Consider the following 14,882-nt stretch of genomic DNA (forward strand, 5'->3'; position numbering starts at 1 on the left):
GCGGGCTCAGGGAGTGGTCGCCGCGCCAAGCGTCAGTCGAAGACGGGCGGCCGCCGCGGCGCTCCGAGGGCGTCGCCGAGCCAGCGCATGTCCGGGTCGCCCCCGAGGTCGAGAACCCCGGCGACGAGGCGCTCGACGGCGGGGGCCGGCAGCGCCATGCCGCACAGCCCGCGCACCTTGTCGAAATAGGCCGCCTCGCCCACCGGATTGGCCGGCGAGCCGAGCGGGCTCGTCACGCGGGTCTCGAACGAGCGCCCGTCCCGCGTCGCGATCCGAACGAAGGGCTCGTCGGTTGCCGGGATGGCGTCGTCGACGGTGAGCGCGATGCGGTCCATGGCTGCGCGCAGCAGGGGATCGGACCGGCGGGCAGCGCGATAGGCGTCGAGCCCGGCGTGGCCGAGCACGAGGCGCGCGGCGAGCGCATAGGGCAGGCTCATCTGCGCCTCGGGCAGGGTATCGACCGTCCGCCCGCCGCACATGTCGAGGAGGAAGCGGCTGAGCCGCACCTCGATGCGTTCAACGTCGCCGCCGTCAAGGCCGTTGCCGTCGAGGAGAAGGCCGAGCGCGTCGATGGAAGAATGCGTGCCACGGCACGACGCATAGGGCTTGAGCGACACGCGCTCCATGCGCCAGCGTTCGCCGAGGCCGATGGTCAGCGCTTCCGGCCGGGCGGAGGACTGGGCGAAGGTGGCGAGAAAGCCGCCCCAGCGATCCTCGAAAACGGCCGAGGGGCCCGTGACGCCGGCGCCGGCGAGCATCGCCGCGAGCAACCCGCCTTCGGCGGCGCGGCCGGCGTGGACGCGCTTCGTCTGGCTGCCGTCGTGGATGAAGGCCCAGAGGCCGCCGCTGAAGCTCGCCGCATGGCCGAGGGCATGGGCCATGCGCGTCACATCGAGCTGCATCAGCCGTCCGGCCGCCACCGCGGCGCCGAAGGTGCCGCAGGTCGCGGTCGAGTGCCAGCCGGCGTTGTTGTGCGGCTCGTAGCCGCCGCAGGCCTCGAGCACCCGCCGGGCGACGTCATAGCCGAGGGTGACCGCGAGGATGAATTCGTCGCCGGAGATCGCGCGCTCGGACAGCGCGACCGCGGCCATGGCTGCCGGCACGACGACGGCGCCGGAATGGTCGCAGCCGCCGGTGTCGTCGAGCTCGAAGGCGTGGCAGGCGATGCCGTTGACGAGTGCGGCCGAGCGGGAGGCAAGGCGCCGGTCGGTGCCCCAGGCCGGGGCGGGGCCGGGCTCCTCCGTCGCCTCGACAAGGTCAAGGCAGGCCTGCGCCTCGCGCGAGGCGGCGCCGGCGATGCCGCAGGCCAGCGTATCGAGGATGTGCCGGGCGCTCTTGTCGCGGATGGGCCGGGGCAAGTCGTCGGGCGAAGCATGCACGACGAAGCGGGCAAGCGCGGCGGCGCGCAGGTTGTCGGCACTGGCTGTCATGGGGACCGCGGTGGAAGGGAAAGGACGCCGGGCGGAGGCCGCCCGGCGCAGTCGAGGGGAGAACCTGGAGCGGAGGCTTACTTAGCCTCGCCGTTGATCATCAGCTTGTCGAGCTTGGCGTCCTGAAGCTCCCACTTCTTCAGCACCTCCTCGTACGTGCCGTCGGCGATCATCTCCTTGAAGGCGTGGGCGACGGCGTCGCGCAGCTCCGTGTCCTTCTTGGCGAAGCCCATGCCCTGGTAGACGGAGGTGAAGGGCTTGCCGACGATGGCGTAGGTGTTGGGCTCGAGATTGAGCAGGTAGGGAAGCGTCTCGCTGCCCTGCACGGCGGCGTCGAGGCGCTTCTGGCGCAGCTGCGTGCGGGCATCGGCCGAGCCCTCGGTGCCGACGATCTTGAGCGCCGGCTTGCCGTTGGCCTCGCAGGTCGTCTTGCTCCACTTCTCCATCTCGGCGGGGAAGGACGTGCGGCGGCTCGCGCCCACGGTCTTGCCGCAGAGATCTTCCGGCGCCCTGTACTCGGCGGCGCGGTCGGCCGTCGTGTAGAACTGGGCGCCGGATTCGAGATAGTCGACGAAGTCGAGCGTCTCGCGGCGGCCGGGCAGGTCGCTCATGCCGCTCAGGATCATGTCGGCGCGGCCGGTGGTGAGCGCGCTCACCATCTGCTCGAAGCTGATCTCCTCCCACTTGATCTCAACGCCGAGCTTCTTGGCGAGCGCATTGCCGAGGTCGATATCGAGGCCGGTCAGAGTGCCGGTCTTCGGATCCTTGAACTCGAGCGGGGGATAGTTCGGCACGTTGGCGACGACGATCTGCTTCTTCGTCATGATGCGCTCGGGCAGCGCCTGGGCCATCGCCGCGCCGCCGGCAAGGGCGAGCGCGAGTGCGGAAAGGACGAGGGTACGTGTCTTCATGGCAGTTGGCTCCGTTGCTCCAGAAGTGATTGTCTTACTTGTGAACGGCGGAAATGAAGGCGCGCGTGCGCGCCTGTTGCGGATCGGTCAGCACCTTACGGGCGTCGCCGATCTCGACGAGCTGGCCCTGGTCCATGAAGGCGACCCGGTTGCCCACCTCGCGGGCGAAGCCGAGCTCGTGGGTGACCACGATCATCGTCATGCCGGAGCCGGCGAGGTCGCGCATCACGCCGAGCACCTCGCCGACGAGTTCCGGGTCGAGTGCGGAGGTCGGCTCGTCGAAGAGGAGGAGCTCGGGGCGCATGGCGAGCGCCCGGGCGATGGCGACGCGCTGCTGCTGGCCGCCGGACAGGTGCGCCGGGTAGGCGTCGCGCTTGTCGGCGAGGCCGACGCGCGCCAGAAGCGCCTCGGCGCGCTCGCGGGCCTCGGCCGGCTTCTCCCCCAGCACCTGCACCGGGCCCTCGATGATGTTCTCGATCGCGGTGAGGTGAGGAAAGAGGTTGAAGCGCTGGAAGACCATGCCGATGCGGCGCCGCTGGCGCGCGATCTCGGCATCGGTCAATTCGTGCAGGAAGTTGCCGTCGCGCCTGTAGCCGACGAGCTCGCCAGCAACCCAGATGGCGCCGCCGTCGATGCGCTCGAGCTGGTTGATGCAGCGCAGGAAGGTGCTCTTGCCCGAGCCCGAGGGGCCGATGATGCAGACCACCTCGCCCTTCGACACCGCGATGTCGATGCCCTTCAGCACCTCGTTGTCGCCGAAGCGCTTGCGCACATCTGCGGCGACGACGAGCGGGGCGGCCGGGGAAAGGTTCTGGTCGTCGGCTGCGGCGGTGGTGCGGATGTCCATGGCCCGTCCTCCCGTCACTTCGTATCGGCGGCGGGAGCCGCGCCCTTGGAATAGTACTTCTCGATGCGCCCCTGGATGAGGCTGAGCGCCGTCACGACGATGAGGTACCAGAAGGCGGCGACGATCAGCAGCTCGATGACGCGCGAGTTGGCGTAGTAGATGTTCTGCGCGCTGTGCAGGATCTCGGCATACTGGATGACGCTGGCGAGCGAGGTGAGCTTGACCATGCCGATGAACTCGTTGCCCACCGGCGGGATGATGACCCGCATGGCCTGGGGCATGATGATGCGGCGCAGCATCTTGAGCCGCGTCATGCCGAGCGTCTGGGCCGCCTCGTACTGGCCGCGGTCGACCGAGAGAAGGCCGGCGCGCACGACCTCGGCCGTGAAGGCGCCCTGCTGGATGCCGAGGCCGAGGAGGGCGGCGACGAAGGGCGTCATCACCTCGACCGTCGGCACCGAGAAGAGGCCCGGAATGCCCATGGTCGGGAAGATGAGGGCGAGATTGAACCACAAGAGCAGCTGCAGCAGCGCCGGAACCGCGCGGAACAGCCAGATATAGCCGAGCGCCGTGTAGGACAGCACCGGATTGTCCGACAGCCGCATGATGGCGAAGACGACGCCGAGCACGATGCCGACGACCATGGCGAGGATGGCCATGACGATGGTGTTGACGAGGCCGGTCATGATCGCCGGCACCGTCAGGAACTCGCCGACGTAGCTCCACTCGATCTGCCCGACGACGAAGGCGTGGGCGATGGCGGCCAGCGCCGCCAGGACCAGGGCGGCGGCGACCATCCGCCCATAGTGCCGCCGGGGCACATGGACGAGATGGCTGATCTGGTAGACGGTGTCGGTCATCGGCTTTGCTCGTTCTCCTGATCCCGCCGCGGCATCTTCGGCCGTCGGCAAGGGATCGTTCCTGGCATCGTCCATTGGGCCCTCGGCGCCGATGACGATGCTTTCCCCGGAAGTGTGCGCGCTCAGGCGCTTTCCGCCCAGCGCCGCTGCGCCTCGACAGTCCTCTTCAGCCGCTCGATCTGCTCGCCGACCCGCGCCGGCGAGGTGCCGCCATAGCCGCTGCGCGCGGCGACGGCCGCCTCGGGCGTCAGCCTGGGCAGAACGTCGGCACCGAGCCGTGCATCGACGGCGGCAAGGTCCGCCGGCGTCAGCTCCGACAGGTCGATGGCCATTTCCTCGCAATAGCGCACCAGCGACCCGGTGATCTCGTGCGCCTCGCTGAAGGGCACGCCGTTCTGCGACAGCCAGTCCGCGACCTCCGTCGCAAGGGTGAAGCCCTCGGTCGCCTGTTCGGCGAGGCGCTCGCGGTCGACCGCCATGGTGGCGATCATGCCGGCCATGGCGGGCAGCACGAGGTCGAGCGTGTCGATGGCCTCGAAGCTCGCCCACTTGTCCTCGGAGAGGTCGCGGTTGTAGGCGAAGGGCAGGCCCTTGAGCGCCACCAGGAGGCCGTTGAGGCTGGCGATGAGGCGCGCCGCGCGCCCGCGCGTCAGCTCTGCGATGTCCGCATTCTTCTTCTGCGGCATGATGGAAGAGCCGGTGGCATAGCCGTCGTCGAGGCTGACCCAGCGGAACTGCTTCGAGGACCAGAGGAAGACTTCCTCGGCGAGCCGCGAGAGGTTGACGCCGAGCATCGCCGTGACGAACAGGAACTCGGCCACGTGGTCGCGGCTGCCGACGGCATCGATCGAGTTCTCGCACGGGGCGTCGTAGCCGAGTTCCTTGGCCGACAGCTCGGGATGGAGCGCGATGGCGGAGCCGGCGAGCGCGGCGGCACCGAGGGGCGAGCGTGCGGCGCGCCGGTCGAAGTCGCGGAAGCGCTCGACGTCGCGCGAAAAGCCCTGGGCATGGGCGAGGAGCTGGTGGGCGAAGGTGACGGGCTGGGCCGGCTGCAGGTGGGTGAAGCCGGGGCAGAGCGTGTCGCGATGCTGTTCCGCCTGCGCGATCAGCGCCCCCTGCAGGGCGAGCACCTGGCTGGCGAGCCGGCGGGCGGCGCTGCGCAGGTGGAGCTTGAGGTCGTTCGCCGCCTGGTCGTTGCGCGAGCGGCCGGCCCGGAGCTTGCCTCCCAGCGCACCGAGCCGGTCCTTCAGCATGCGCTCGAGGAAGGTGTGCACGTCCTCGTCGGCCGGGGAGGGGGCGATGCGCCCGGCGCGCCAGTCTTCCCCGATCGCCTCGAGGGCGGCAATGATCTCGCCCGTCTCGGCCTCGGTCAGGATGCCGGCGCGCATCAGTTCGCGCGCATGCGCCACTGAGGATTGCAGGTCTTCCGGCACCAGGCGGAAATAGTTCGCCGGCGCCCGCGACAGATTCATCAGCGCCTCGGACGGCGGCGAGCGAAAGCGCGCACCCCACAGTCTCACCGGTTCGGTCATCCGCAATCCTCCTGTCACAATCGATGCTGGCACCGGCCCCGAAACTGGACAATTGAATAGATTTCCGAAACACTAGTCCAAAATGGAATAGGAGAGGGGGCATGACGCGCCCGCATCTGCCGACGACGACGGGGCTGCGCGTCGTGGCGGCGCTCGCCCAGCACGGCACGGTCTCGGCCGCGGCCCAGGCGCTCAACCTCACGCAGAGCGCGGTCAGCAAGCAGCTCAAGGCGGTGGAGGACCTCGTCGGCCTCGCGCTCTTCACGCGCACGAGCCGCGGACTGGCGCCGACCGAGGCCGGCGTCATCTACATCGCCCAGGCGCGCGTCGCCCTCGGCGCGCTGGAGACGGCGGCAGCCCGGGTTGCGGGCCTGCGCTCCTCGCGGCCGGCGCTCAGGCTGCACGTGCTGCCGATCCTGGGGGATCGCTGGTTCATGCCGCGCTTCTCGCGCTTCGTCGAGGCGCATCCCGATATCGAGGTGCAGTTCAGCACCTTCGCCGCCAGCGACACGGTGGAGGAGGCGGACATCGTCTTCCGCTTCGGTGACGGGCACTGGCCCGGCTGGCAGGCGGATTATTTCCTCGGCCGGGAGGTGCTTCTCGTCGGCGCACCGCAGTTCATCGCCCGCGGCGGTGGCATCGGCGCGCCGGAGGACGCCTGGCGCTTCCCGATTTTGGAGCATCGGCAGACGCCGCTCCACTGGAGCGACTTCGCCGCGAGCCACGGCATCGGCGATGTGCGACCGGAGCGGATGGTGCGGCTCGGCTATTATTCGCTCGTCATCCGCGCGGCCATCGCGGGACAGGGCCTGGCGCTGGTGCCGCGCAGCCTGATCCTCGACGAGCTCGCCGGCGGGCAACTCGTCAATCCGGCGGGGCTCGGTTACTCGAGCACCAATTGCTACTGGCTGACGACGCCGCTCGACCGGCCGCGGCATGCCGACCTCGCCACCTTCTGCGACTGGGCGCTGGCGGAAGCGCGCGAGACGGAAAGTACAGCGGCGGCTCAGGCGCCGCTCGCTGCCTCGCAGCGTTCGTAATGGTCGGCGATGTCGCGGCCCGTCGCCCACCAGACGTCGTCGAAGCCCGCGACATGGGTCAGGAATTCGTCGAGCAGGCGATGGCGCATCGGCCGTCCCGACACCTGCGGATGCAGCATCATGGTGGTGACGCCGCCCCAGGCGTGCGTCTGCTCGAATTCGTCGCGCCAGATGGAGAGCACGGCCTCGCGGCCGAAGAGCGCGCGCGGGCTCATGCGGTGCGTGATGCCGAAGTTCCAGTCGTCGAGGCTGTAGTTGACCGGGATCTCGATCGGCCCCGGCCCGTCCGGCAGCAGGTGGCGGTAGGGCCGGATGTCGTCTCGCCAGGAGCTGGAATAGCGGATGCCGCGCTCGCGCAGCATCTTGAGCAGCGCGACGCAGCTTTCGCCCGACGGCGCGCGGTAGCCCACGGGCACGACGCCGAGGACGCGCTTCAGCGCCTCGAAGCCCCGCTCCACCTCCTCGCGCATCACCTCGTCGTCGCCCGGCTCTGGCCGCAGGTGCCAGTAGCCGTGGTGGGCGATCTCGTGCCCCGCCTTCAGGATGGCCTCGCAGGCGGCGGGATGGGCGTCCACCGTCCAGCCGGTGACGAAGAAGGTCGCCTTGGCGCCGTGGTGGGCGAGCAGCTCGAGGAGCTTCGGGATGCCGACGCGCGCCTCGTAGCCGCCGTAGGACATGGTGACGAGGCGCTCGGCATTGCGCCGGTCGATGCCGAGCCAGACCGATTCGGCATCGACGTCGAAGCCGAGGAAGAAGGCGGACTGCTTGCCGTCGGGCCAGGGAAAGTCCGGGGCGGGCGGCGCGGGATTGGCCGGGCGGGGCATGTCGGCTGGCATGATCGTCTCCTCTTGCGGCCGATGCTGCCAGCCGGCGGGAAAATGCCAATTGAAATGATTTCCATGCCGCCAGTCGGCGATGGAATAGCCTCTATGAGGCCTCGGCGGCGAGCGCTGCGAGCTGCTCGCCCGGCAGGGTGTAATAGACCTTCTCCACCGCCCGCGCGCCGAGCGCGGCATAGAGCCGCTGGGCGCCCTCGTTGCCCCGGTCGGTGGTGAAGTCGATGCGGCCGATGCCGTTGTCGGCGGCGAAGCGCGCGATGAAGGCCATGAGGCCACGGCCGAGCCCCCGGCCCCGCGCCGCCTCGACGACGAAGAGGTCCTTCAGGTAGACGAGCCCCTTGAGGTCGCGGCCGGGCCGGATCACGGCGATGCAGGCGAGCCCGAGCGGCGCGCCGTCCGCGCCGCTGGCGAGCACGAAGCGCGTGCCCTCCCGCTCTCCGAGCGTCGCCGCGACCATCGCGCGATAGTCGCCCGCCGGCGGCAGCGCCTCGCCCGGGCGATAATGCGCATCCATGGCCGCGATGAGCGCTGCGACCGTCGCTGCATCCGCCGGCGTGGCGAAGGCGATGGAGACGGCGGATGCGGGAGCGGTGGCGGGCATTCCTGAGCGACCGGCGTTGAGGCGACGACGCGCGACCTTTGCCACGGCCGCGGCGAAAGGCAAGCGGGCATGAGCGCGACGGGTTCGCACTTGAAGGCCCGGCGACGGGGCGGAATAGTGGCGATCTCATTCATCCGGGCGGTCGAGCGCCGGTCGGCGCCGCCGTTTCTTCACCGCGAGGCCCGCATGACCGTGACCCTCGGCATCATCCACACGTCCGTGGCGACCCTCGACGTCTTCCCCGGCCTGATCCGCGCCGAGGCGCCCGAGCTCCGCATCATCAACATCCTGGACGATTCGATCCTGCCGGAGCTGCGCGACAACGGCGGGCGCCTCGAGGCCGTGCTGCCGCGCTGGGCCGGCTATTGCCGCACGGCGAAGGATCAGGGGGCGCGGCTCCTCCTCAACGCCTGCTCGTCGATCGGCGCGCTCGGCGCCACGGTTTCGTCGCAGGTCGGCATCCCGATCCTGCGGGTCGATGCCGGCATGGCGCGCGCGGCGGTGCGGCGCGGCCGGCGTATCGCCGTCATCGCCACCTTGCCCACCACGCTCGAGCCGACCACGGCGCTCGTCGAGGAGACGGCCCGGGCCGAAGGCGTCGAGGCCGATGTCGAGGCCGTGCTGGTGGAGGGTGCCTATGACGCCCTGATGGCGGGCGACCGCGACGGGCACGACCGGCGCCTCGTCGACGCATTGGGGGAGGTCGCGGCGCGCAGCGATGTCGTGGTGCTGGCCCAGGCCTCGATGGCGCGGGTGGTGCCGGCGCTCGCGGAGGAGGAGCGTGGCAAGGTGCTGGCGAGCCCGCCCTTCGCCGTGGCGGATGTCGTCGCGGCCCTCGCGCGGATCAGCTGATCAGAAGAGGTCTTAAGCCCGCTTCTTCTCGAGCGCAGGCTCCGCCTCGGCGATCAGCAGCTCGCAGCGCGCCTCCTCGATCATCGCCTTGATCGCTCCGACGGGCCGCCTGTCGGTGACGAGCACGTTGAAGTCGCGCAGGTGGGCGAGGCGCGCCATGGCGACCCGGCCGAACTTGCTGTGGTCGGCGAGCAGCACCCGGCGCCGGGCGTTGCGCAGCATGCTGCGCCCGACGATGACCTCCTCGTCCCGGTATTCCAGCAGGTTGCCCTCCGCATCGATGCCGCCGATGCTCGTCACCAACAGGTCGCAGCGGTACTGCTCGACGAATTCGGCGGCGAACATGCCGCAGACGGCACCGTTGTATTTCGTCCACCGGCCGCCGGTGACCTGGATCGAGACATCCGGGCAATCGGCGAGGATCGTGGCCGCCGAGATGCTGTTGGTGACGATGCGCAGACCGGCCGGCTGACATCTGGCGAGCGCCCGCGCAAAGGCGTCGACGGTGGTGCCGGGCGTCAGGAAGAGGGAATTGCCCGGCTTGACGAGGCGCGCCGCGGTCTCGGCGATCGCGGCCTTTTCCGCCGCGGTTTCCTCGTAGCGCAGGCTGTAGGCGGCATTCGCCGTGCTGCGGTTGACGCTCGCGCCCCCGTGGTGACGGCGCAGAAGCCCCCGGTCGGCGAGATCGCGAATGTCGCGGCGGATGGTCTGCGGCGACACGGCGAACATGTCCGCCATCTCCTCGATGGTCAGGTAGCCCTGCACCTCGAGGGTTTCGAGAATCCGGTCGTGGCGGGTGATCAGCGCAGCCATGATCTTGCCATAGCGCGCCCCGGCGGCGCCCGCAATGCTCGAAAAAGAAAACAGGCTTGCGGAAACGAAAACGGAATGCTCATCATGGAGGGCGCCTCATCTGCCGGGCAGGGACCGTCTGCCGGCCAGCCGGCGCCGAAGAAGAACATGCGGGCCGCATGAGCGGAACCGAACAGCCGTCGCAACGACGGCCCTTCGTGGGGGGACGTGGCGCGCCATGATGAGGATCGTCTGTGTCGGCAATCTCGTCCACGACGAAGTCTTCCGGGTCGGCGCGCTGCCGTCGTCGGGCATCAAGACGGGGGTGCTCGACTACGAATCGCGCTTCGGCGGCCCCGCCGCCACCGCGGCCGTCGCCATTGCCCGGCTCGGCGGCCGTGCCGCCTATTGGGGCCGGGTCGGCCAGGATGATGCCGGGCGCGAGGCGCTGCGGCTGATGCAGGCGAGCGGCGTCGACTGCAGCGGCGTCGCGCAGCTTCCCGCCCGCCGCACGCTGCGCGCCATCGTGCTCGTCGACGCGCGCGGCGAGCGCAGCATCGTCTCCGATCGGCGCGGCCTCGCGCCGGATCCCGCGGTGCTGCCGGACGATCCGCTCGACGGCACGGCGGCCGTCCTCGTCGACAGCCGTTGGCCGGCGGCGGCGGAGGTGGTGCTGGACCGGGCGCGCAAGCGCAGGGTTCCGACCATCTTCGACGCGGACGGCGGCCTGGCGGCCGACGGCGAGCGGTTGCTCGCCAAGGCTGATCACATCGTCTTCTCCAGCGAGGGTCTGCGCGACTATGCCGGCGAGGGGCCGCCCGAGCAGCTGCTGCGCCGGTGCGCCCGGGCGGCGCCGGGCCGGATCTTCGCCGTCACCCGCGGGGCGGAGGGCAGCCTGTGGCTGGTCGACGGCGACATCGTGCCCGTGCCGGCCTTCAGTGTCGCCATCGCCGACAGCACGGGTTGCGGCGACGTCTTCCACGGCGCCTATGCGCTGGGGCTGTGCGAGGGCATGTCGCCGGTCGTGGCGGCCCATTTCGCGGCTGCCGCGGCGGCGCTCAAGGGGGCGCGCGGGCGCGGCTGGGACGGCATGCCCGACCGGGCCGCCGTCGTGCGCCTGCTGACGGACGGCGAGCGGTCGCGCACCGAGGTCGCGCAGCTTGAGTCATAATTCGAAAATCGAATGTTGCGATTACGAAAGGAAAATGCCTAACTGGTGATCGAAAGCAATCACGAACAACGACGGGAGGAGGCGATGCGCCGGCATGACCCGTTCCGTTGCAGCGGTGTCCGCGGCGGGCCGAAGGCCGGCACTGCAGCGGCCGCGACGACGAGCGGCGTCCCAGCGAGGCCCCTCCGGCGCCGTGATGCGATCCGATCATCATCCGGGAAGGTATGACCCATGGGCTGTTCCACCGTTGCCGCGCTTGCCGAGGATCTCCGCAGCATCGACGTCGATCTCGCCAAGGGCGGGGATTTCTCGGCGAGCCGCCGGCCGCCGGCCGACATGATCGACCGCTGGGCGGAGACGGCCGCGCTGGGCGAGCCGGAGGCGCGGGCCCTCGCGATCTGGGCCATCCGCGAGGCGGCGCTGGCCGCCGGCATCGTGCCGGCGTCGGTGCAGGAGCTCTATCTCGCGCGGGCCGCGGGGCGCTGGGAGGGACGCACGGTTCCGGCCATGAACCTGCGCGGCTGGAGCTACCAGACCTGCCGGGCCGTCTTCCGCGCGGCGCGGGAGATGGATGCGGCGCTGTTCATTTTCGAACAGGCGGTCGCCGAGGCGCTCTATGCCGCGCAGCCGCCGGTGGAATACACCGCCGCCGTGCTCGCCGCCGCCCTGCGCGAGGGGCACGAGGGGCCGGTCTTCCTCCAGGCCGACCATGACCAGGTCAATGCCGCCGCCTATGCCCGGGATGCGGCCGCCGAGATCGAACGGCTCGAGGCGGTGATGCGCGAGCAGGTGGCGGCCGGCTTCTACAGCATCGACATCGATGCCTCGACCGCCGTCGATCTGTCGCTGCCGACCGTGCGCGACCAGCAGCGCCTCAATGCGGAGCTGACCGCCCATTTCACGCGCTTCGTGCGCTCCATCGAGCCCGAGGGCGTGACGATCTCGCTCGGTGCCGAGATCGGCGAGGTGGGCCACGAGAACACCACTCCGGAAGAGCTGCGCGAGTTCATGGCCGTCTACCGGGAGGTTCTCGCCGCCGGGGACGGGGAGGTCGCGCCGGTCAGCAAGATCAGCATCAATTCGGGCACGCATCACGGCGGCAAGATGCTGCCGGACGGGACGCTCGCCGCCGTCGAGGTCGATTATGCCCTCGTCAGGACGATCTCGGACCTGTGCCGGTCCGAGTTCGGCATGGGCGGCGCGGTGCAGCACGGGGCCTCGACCCTGTCGGGCGAGCAGCTCGCCCGCTTCCCGCGCACGGGCGCCATCGAGATCCATCTGGCGCTCGGCTTCAACAACCTCATCTTCGACCATCCGCGCCTGCCGCAGGCGGTGAAGGACGAGATCAGGGACTACACCTTCGCCCATCATGGCGCCGAGCGGCACCCGGACGAGAACGACGTGCAATTTCTCTACAACACCCGCAAGAAGGCCTGGAAAGTCATGAAGAAGCGCTTCTGGGAGCTGCCGCAGGACGTGCAGGCGGACATCATGGCCTCGCTTCAGGAGATGTTCCGCAACATGTTCACCTGGATGAACGTCGGCGAAACGCGCGCTCTGGTGCGCGAATATGCCCGCCCCGTGAAGGTGCACGCCACGAAGCCCGAGGCGATCACGCGATTGGCCCGCTGACGAGAAGAACGGGTTGATGACGAGAAGGGAGCCCGGCCGGGCCGAGAGCTCCCCGAAGACAGAGGAAACGCCACCATCTGAGGAGGACGATCATGAACAACAGACGCGGATCCGTGTGGTTGACCGCGGTCGCGACGACCGTTGCGGCGTCGCTCGCCATGTCGACATCGTCTGTCGCCCAGCAGCGCGAGGTGCGCTGGAACCAGTGGAAGGGCACGGAGGTCGGCGAGAAGTTTATGTCCGAGCTCAAGGCGGCCTTCGAGAAGGACCATCCGGACATCACGCTCGTGTCGGTCGATGCGCCCTTCACCGGTTTCCACGATCGCGCCATCGTGCAGCACCAGGCCAACAAGCTCGCCGACGTGCTGATGGTGCAGGTCGATTGGGTGGCCGAGTTCGCCGACCTCGGCATGATCGAGCCGCTCGACGACCTCATCGCCAAGGAGCCGCCGGAGTTCTTCGGCAATATTCCCTCCGCCTTCCACCAGAAATGGCGCGGCAAGCAATATTACCTGCCCGTCGAAAGCGGCTCGGTCGCGCTGTTCTACAATACCGACCTGTTTGCGGCCGCCGGCCTGTCCGACCCGCCGAAGACGTGGGACGAATTCGCCGAAATGGCGCGCAAGCTCACCAACCCGGAAAAACGCCAGTTCGCGGTGACCGCCACGCTCCAGTCGGAGCCGCCGACGAACATGACCTACGATATCTATCCGCTGATCCTGCAGGCGGGCGGCACGCTCATCGACGCCGAGACCAACAAGGCCGCCTTCAACAGCCCCGAGGGTGTCGCGGCGATCGAGTGGTATGTGGAGCGCGTCAACAAGGACAAGATCAGCGTGCCGGGCGTCCTCAGCAACGGCGAGAAGGAGAAGCGCGCGAACTTCGCCTCCGGCAACATCGCCATGATGTTCGAGGGGCCGTGGGGCATCGCCATCCAGCGCCAGCTCAACCCCAACCTCAACTACAAGATCGCCCCGCTGCCCGAGGGCAAGACCACCGGCACCATGGTGCGCGGCTCGCTCAACACCCTGACCGCCCAGGCCAAGGACAAGGAGGCCGCCTGGACCTTCCTCAAGTGGCTGTCCGGCCCCAGGGGCATGGCGATCTGGTCCAAGGGCACCGGCGCGCTGCCCGCCCGCACCGATGTCATGAACGAGGAGTGGTTCAAGGAGAAGACCGAGTTCGCCGCCTTCGTCTCGCAGATGGAGCGCCCCACGGCCCAGTCGCCCTTCCTCGTCATGCCGAACGCGGTGCAGATGAACAAGATCATGACCACGGAAGTGCAGAACGTCGTGCAGGGCAAGAAGAGTGCGAAGGAGGCCCTCGACGACGCCGCGGCCGAGTGGAACAAGATCTTCGCCGCGACGAAATAGGCGCACGGCTCCTCTCGGGCCTGCTCCGGCAGGCCCCTGCCGACCTTCCCTCTTGTTCAGGGGGCCGCGTCGCCGCATGGCGGCCGGCCCCCGACAACGGCCGGGTGAGCCATGCCCTCGTTTCGAAACCGCTTTCACGATGAAATTCTGGCCTATTCCTTTCTCTGGCCATCGCTCCTGATCCTCGTCGCCCTGCTCATCTATCCGCTCGGCGACGTCATCCGCCTCAGCTTCTACGACAGCAACCTGCAGCGGGAGACCTGGGTTGGCCTCGGCAATTATGCGGCGTTGATGGACGACCCGCTCTTCTGGCAGGCCTTCGGCCAGACGGTGGTGTTCACGGCGGCGAGCGTCGCGCTGCATCTCGTCATCGGCCTCGGGCTCGCCCTCCTGCTCAACATGCAGCTCAACGAGACCTTCCGCTCGCTGGCGCGGGGGCTGCTCATCGTGCCCTGGCTGCTGGCGCCGACCGTGGCGGGCATGATCTGGGTGCTGATGCTCGCGCCCTTCGGCGTGTTCAACGGCCTTCTCGCCCGCCTCGGGTTCATCGACATCAATTTCGCCACGTCCTGGCTCGGCGATCCCGCGACGGCGCTCGGCTCCGTCACGGCCATGAACGTGTGGCGCGCCTTTCCCTTCTTCATGGTCATGCTGCTCGCCGGGCTGCAGGCCATCCCGAAACATCTCTACGAGGCGGCCGACATCGACGGCGCCTCCGGCCTGCAGAAGTTCTGGCACATCACCCTGCCACAGCTGCGCGGCGTCATCACCACGATCGTGCTGCTCGATTCGATCTGGACCTTCCGCGCCTTCGATCCCGTCTTCGTCATGACCGGCGGCGGGCCGGCCCATTCCTCCGAGGTGCTGGCGACCGTGATCTATTTCGACGGCTTCCAGAAGCTGCGCTTCGGCTATGCCTCGGCGGAGGCGATGGTGATGTTCATCGTCCTCTTCGTCGTCAGCGCCATCTACGTGCGCCGCACCATGAGCAAGGAGCACTGA

Annotated in this window: 14 protein-coding genes; 6 read left to right on the plus strand and 8 right to left on the minus strand. The window is 69.1% G+C overall.

The window, feature by feature from the left end:
- Positions 1 to 32: 32 nt before the first annotated feature.
- From AL346_RS22140 to argH, 5 genes are all read right to left on the minus strand, one after another.
- Positions 33 to 1,430, minus strand: coding sequence for an MmgE/PrpD family protein (locus AL346_RS22140; protein ID WP_019402598.1), 1,398 nt, complete (start codon positions 1,428 to 1,430; stop codon positions 33 to 35).
- A 77-nt stretch (positions 1,431 to 1,507) separates the two neighbouring features.
- Positions 1,508 to 2,341, minus strand: a complete 834-nt coding sequence (locus AL346_RS22145; RefSeq protein ID WP_019402597.1) for an ABC transporter substrate-binding protein — start codon at positions 2,339 to 2,341, stop codon at positions 1,508 to 1,510.
- Between the two features lie 34 nt (positions 2,342 to 2,375).
- Positions 2,376 to 3,188, minus strand: a complete 813-nt coding sequence (locus AL346_RS22150) for an amino acid ABC transporter ATP-binding protein (protein ID WP_019402596.1) — start codon at positions 3,186 to 3,188, stop codon at positions 2,376 to 2,378.
- A gap of 14 nt (positions 3,189 to 3,202) precedes the next feature.
- Positions 3,203 to 4,048, minus strand: coding sequence for an amino acid ABC transporter permease (locus AL346_RS22155; protein ID WP_019402595.1), 846 nt, complete (start codon positions 4,046 to 4,048; stop codon positions 3,203 to 3,205).
- A gap of 122 nt (positions 4,049 to 4,170) precedes the next feature.
- Complete coding sequence (gene argH, locus AL346_RS22160) at positions 4,171 to 5,580, minus strand: argininosuccinate lyase (RefSeq protein WP_019402594.1); 1,410 nt, start codon at positions 5,578 to 5,580, stop codon at positions 4,171 to 4,173.
- Positions 5,581 to 5,681: 101 nt separating this feature from the next.
- Between argH and AL346_RS22165 the strand changes: the two genes are divergently transcribed.
- A complete protein-coding gene (locus AL346_RS22165; RefSeq protein WP_019402593.1) occupies positions 5,682 to 6,620 on the plus strand; it encodes a LysR substrate-binding domain-containing protein in 939 nt (312 codons plus the stop codon).
- On the opposite strand, the gene AL346_RS22170 is transcribed toward AL346_RS22165, so the two are convergent.
- Together AL346_RS22170 and AL346_RS22175 are read right to left on the minus strand one after the other, a co-directional pair.
- Complete coding sequence (locus tag AL346_RS22170) at positions 6,587 to 7,456, minus strand: polysaccharide deacetylase (protein ID WP_053194148.1); 870 nt, start codon at positions 7,454 to 7,456, stop codon at positions 6,587 to 6,589. The genes AL346_RS22165 and AL346_RS22170 overlap by 34 nt on opposite strands.
- Before the next feature lie 91 nt (positions 7,457 to 7,547).
- Positions 7,548 to 8,060: a GNAT family N-acetyltransferase gene (locus AL346_RS22175; RefSeq protein WP_019402591.1), complete on the minus strand. Its 513-nt coding sequence runs from the start codon at positions 8,058 to 8,060 to the stop codon at positions 7,548 to 7,550.
- Between the two features lie 186 nt (positions 8,061 to 8,246).
- Here AL346_RS22175 and AL346_RS22180 point away from each other — a divergent pair, with 186 nt between their 5' ends.
- The gene (locus tag AL346_RS22180) at positions 8,247 to 8,912 is read left to right on the plus strand and encodes an aspartate/glutamate racemase family protein (protein ID WP_026015212.1); all 666 of its coding nucleotides are present in this window, start codon (positions 8,247 to 8,249) and stop codon (positions 8,910 to 8,912) included.
- A 12-nt stretch (positions 8,913 to 8,924) separates the two neighbouring features.
- Here AL346_RS22180 and AL346_RS22185 read toward each other — a convergent pair whose 3' ends face one another.
- On the minus strand, positions 8,925 to 9,725 hold the full coding sequence (locus tag AL346_RS22185) for a DeoR/GlpR family DNA-binding transcription regulator (protein ID WP_019402589.1): 801 nt from the start codon (positions 9,723 to 9,725) through the stop codon (positions 8,925 to 8,927).
- Between the two features lie 217 nt (positions 9,726 to 9,942).
- Between AL346_RS22185 and AL346_RS22190 the strand changes: the two genes are divergently transcribed.
- From AL346_RS22190 to AL346_RS22205, 4 genes are all read left to right on the plus strand, one after another.
- The gene (locus AL346_RS22190) at positions 9,943 to 10,875 is read left to right on the plus strand and encodes a PfkB family carbohydrate kinase (protein WP_019402588.1); all 933 of its coding nucleotides are present in this window, start codon (positions 9,943 to 9,945) and stop codon (positions 10,873 to 10,875) included.
- Positions 10,876 to 11,106: 231 nt separating this feature from the next.
- On the plus strand, positions 11,107 to 12,507 hold the full coding sequence (locus tag AL346_RS22195; RefSeq protein ID WP_019402587.1) for a class II fructose-bisphosphate aldolase: 1,401 nt from the start codon (positions 11,107 to 11,109) through the stop codon (positions 12,505 to 12,507).
- 92 nt (positions 12,508 to 12,599) lie between these two features.
- Positions 12,600 to 13,880 (plus strand): ABC transporter substrate-binding protein, encoded by a 1,281-nt coding sequence (locus AL346_RS22200; RefSeq protein WP_019402586.1) that lies wholly within the window; start codon positions 12,600 to 12,602, stop codon positions 13,878 to 13,880.
- Between the two features lie 111 nt (positions 13,881 to 13,991).
- Complete coding sequence (locus tag AL346_RS22205) at positions 13,992 to 14,882, plus strand: carbohydrate ABC transporter permease (RefSeq protein WP_019402585.1); 891 nt, start codon at positions 13,992 to 13,994, stop codon at positions 14,880 to 14,882.

It is taken from the genome of Chelatococcus sp. CO-6 (genome assembly GCF_001271345.1).
Lineage (GTDB): Bacteria > Pseudomonadota > Alphaproteobacteria > Rhizobiales > Beijerinckiaceae > Chelatococcus_A > Chelatococcus_A caeni.